This is a genomic window from Streptomyces albidochromogenes (assembly GCF_005981925.1).
Taxonomy (GTDB): Bacteria; Actinomycetota; Actinomycetes; order Streptomycetales; family Streptomycetaceae; genus Streptomyces; species Streptomyces albidochromogenes.
Genome location: NZ_VBVX01000483.1, coordinates 1 through 3,150 on the forward strand (window position 1 = coordinate 1; position 3,150 = coordinate 3,150).

The 3,150-nt window shown below is 70.1% G+C and carries 4 protein-coding genes; 2 read left to right on the plus strand and 2 right to left on the minus strand.

Translation table 11 applies throughout. The annotated features are described in order from the left end of the window. The coding region (locus E2E34_RS32830; RefSeq protein ID WP_138905486.1) for a serine hydrolase domain-containing protein at positions 1 to 817 on the minus strand (817 nt) is incomplete at its 3' end. Positions 818 to 925: 108 nt separating this feature from the next. Between E2E34_RS32830 and E2E34_RS32835 the strand changes: the two genes are divergently transcribed. Further along, positions 926 to 1,543: a flavodoxin family protein gene (locus E2E34_RS32835; protein WP_138905487.1), complete on the plus strand. Its 618-nt coding sequence runs from the start codon at positions 926 to 928 to the stop codon at positions 1,541 to 1,543. A 166-nt stretch (positions 1,544 to 1,709) separates the two neighbouring features. Then, positions 1,710 to 2,291, plus strand: coding sequence for a hypothetical protein (locus E2E34_RS32840; RefSeq protein WP_244316365.1), 582 nt, complete (start codon positions 1,710 to 1,712; stop codon positions 2,289 to 2,291). A gap of 113 nt (positions 2,292 to 2,404) precedes the next feature. Here the strand turns inward: E2E34_RS32840 and E2E34_RS32845 are convergent. After that, positions 2,405 to 3,150: ABC transporter permease (locus E2E34_RS32845; protein ID WP_138905489.1), on the minus strand; the 746-nt coding region annotated here is incomplete at its 5' end.

Genomic DNA, 3,150 nt, shown 5'->3' on the forward strand with positions numbered 1-3,150 from the left:
CCGCCCCCTCACCAGGGCCCGCGGGAGCCGCCGGCGTACGCATCTCCCGTACGGAATCGGCACCCAGCACCCTCTCGTCACCCACCGCCAGGAACGCGGCGAAGCGGCACAGGTCGTCGGCCGTCGACCAGAGCTGACCGGCCGGAGCCATCAGCCCCAGATCCACGGCCGGCTCCGGCAGCATCACGTCGGCCCACGGGTGCACCGCCCAGCCGCCCGCGTACGGCGCCTCCGGCTCCGGGCCCGTACGCCGCATGCCCAGCGGCTCAAGCACCTCGCTCCGCAGCACCTCGGCCCACGAACGCCCACGTACCGCCTCGACGAGCCGCCCGAGCAGCGTGTAGCCGGGATTCGAGTAGTGGTGCGTGCGCCCGACCGGATGCATCCGCGCCCGCCGGCCCAGCACGTCGGCGAGCTCGGGCCGCAGCGATCCCGGTGTCCGCTCCCACCAGGGCGCCGGGGTCTCCGCGGGCAGCCCGGCCGTGTGACTCAGCAGCTGAGCGACGGTCACCTCCCCCACCCCCGTGCCCGGAAGGTGCTTCTCCAGTGGATCACCGAGGTCGAGCAGCCCTTCGTCGCGCAACCGCAGAACCAGCACGGCGGTGAACGTCTTGGTGATCGACCCGACCCGGTACTGCGTGTCCCCGTCCGGAGCGTGCCCCTCGACACACGTACGCGCACCCGCCCACACGGTCCGCCCCGCACGTTGCACGGCGGCCACGCACGAGGGCGCCCTGCCCTCGGCCTGTGCGGTGGCGATGCGGTACGCAAGGGCACGTCGCGTACCGGGAAGCAGTTCTTCGAACGATGAGGTCATGGTCAACACCTACCTCCACCGCCCCCGGCCCGTCGAGCTCGCTTCGGAATAACCCCCGTGTGTACGCCAGTTGACAGCGAGGTACTCGCCGTCTTCCCCGGAGCAGACATGACCACCGACACGCCCCCTGGCCCGGACCGCTCGTTCCTCTTCGTCCTCGGCAGCTCCCGCCCCCACGGCAACACCGAGATACTCGCCCGGGCCGCCGCCCAGCAGCTGCCCGCCGGCACCCGGCAGCGCTGGGTCGACCTGGCCCAACTCCCGCTGCCCGACTTCCGGGACGGGCGGCACGAGAGCGACGGGTGGACCGTAGGAGAGACCGAGGAGGAACTGCGCCAGGCCACCTTGGAAGCCACCGACATCGTCCTCGCATCACCCCTGTACTGGTACACCCTCTCCGCGCACACCAAGCGCTACCTCGACTACTGGTCGGGTTGGCTGACCGTGCCCGGGTCGGACTTCAAGCAGCGGATGGCCGGACGCACCCTGTGGGGGGTGACGGCCATGGCGGACCACGACGAGGTCGTCGCCGACGGCCTCGTGACCACCCTCAACCACACCGCGGCCTACCTGCGGATGCGCTTCGGCGGCCTGCTGACCGGCAACGGCTCCCGTCCCGGCCAGATCCGCGACGACGAGCTGGCGATGATCCGCGCCAAGACGTTCTTCCAGCGCGCGACCCCCTTCGCCCGCTTCCCCTACGAGGAACAAGCGGAATCGCGGTAACCCGTCACCGCCCCCGACCCACCACTGGGAGCACCCACCCCGCTCTGGCAAGATCGACGGCGATTCAGAACCCGGCCGCGCCGCCAACACCCGGCCGGGCACAGGGAACAGCCAACGGGGAACAGAGGATCAGATGCGTACGTCGACTCGTGCCATACCGGCAGCGGTGGGTGCCCTGGCACTGACTTTGGCGCTGACCGGCTGCAACGACTTCGGCTCGGGGAAGAACCGGGGCAGCTCCGGCTCCCACTCCTCCGGCTCGGGCTCCGACGCCTCGGACGAGAAGAAGACCTACCGCCTGGGCGAGGAAAGTCCCGAGCAAGAAAGCGACATGCAGAAGTCGTCCGGCGCGAAGTACACGGTCACACCGACCAAGGTGGAAACCGGAACCAAGGCCGACATGGACAACTCGGGCCTGAAGAAGGACAAGAAGGACGGCCCGCAGATCCCGGTCTACGTGTGGACGACGCTCACCCACAAGAGCGGCAAGACCATGGACGCGAGCGACATGGACGACGACCTGGTCATCCGGACCGACGCCGGCATGCGCACCCGCGCCCTCCTCGTCCTGATGGGCGAGGCGACCTGGCCCGACTGCCCCGCCCCGGACCTCGAGAAGAAGCTGAGCAAGGGCCAGTCGGAGAAGATCTGCACCGCGTTCCTCATCCCGGAGGGCCAGAAGCCCGCCGCCGTCGAACTGACCCGGGGCTTCTACAAGGAACCCCTGGAGTGGCCGGTCAAGAACTGACCGCCCGGACGCCCAGGAACGCCCGCCGGGGCGGCGTAGGCCGACACGGTGTCGGAGTACGCCGCCCCGTCGGGCGGAACGAGGTGCGGTGGCGGCCCGCGCTGTCACCGCGGTCACTTCGGGTCGCGGTTGAACTTCGCCGTCGACCAGAAGTAGCCGAGCACCGCGAGGCCCAGGCACCAGCCCACCGCCAGCCACCCGTTGTGCCCGATCCCGGTACCCAGCAGCAGGCCGCGCAGGGTTTCGATGGCCGGGGTGAACGGCTGGTACTCGGCGATCGGCTGGAACCAGCCGGGCATGGAGTCGACCGGGGTGAAGGCGCTGGAGAGGAGCGGCAGCAGGATCAGCGGCATCGCGTTGTTGCTGGCCGCCTCGGCGTTCGGGCTGACCAGCCCCATGCCGACCGCGATCCAGGTGAGCGCGAGGGCGAAGAGCACGAGCAGCCCGAACGCCGCCAGCCACTCCAGGGCGGTGGCGTCCGTGGCCCGGAATCCGATGGCCACCGCGACGGCTCCCACGAGGACCACGCTCACGACCGACTGCAGCACGCTGCCGACGACGTGCCCGACGAGCACCGAGGGGCGGTGGATCGCCATCGTGCGGAAGCGGGCGATGATGCCCTCGGTCATGTCGTTGGACACGGACACCGCGGTCCCGATCGTGGTGCTGCCGATGGTCATCAGCAGCAGCCCCGGGACGACGTACGCGATGTAAGCCGAGCGGTCGGCGCCCCCGCCGTCACCGATGCCGGCGCTCATCGCGTCGCCGAAGATGTAGACGAAGAGCAGCAGCAGCATGACCGGCGTGAGCAGCAGGTTCAAGGTCAGGGACGGGTAGCGCCGGGCGTGCAGGAGGTTGC

Bases quoted from the DNA above. Each gene is read 5' to 3' on its own strand.
- E2E34_RS32835 (WP_138905487.1), top strand. From the start codon at position 926: ATGACCACCGACACGCCCCCTGGCCCGGACCGCTCGTTCCTCTTCGTC.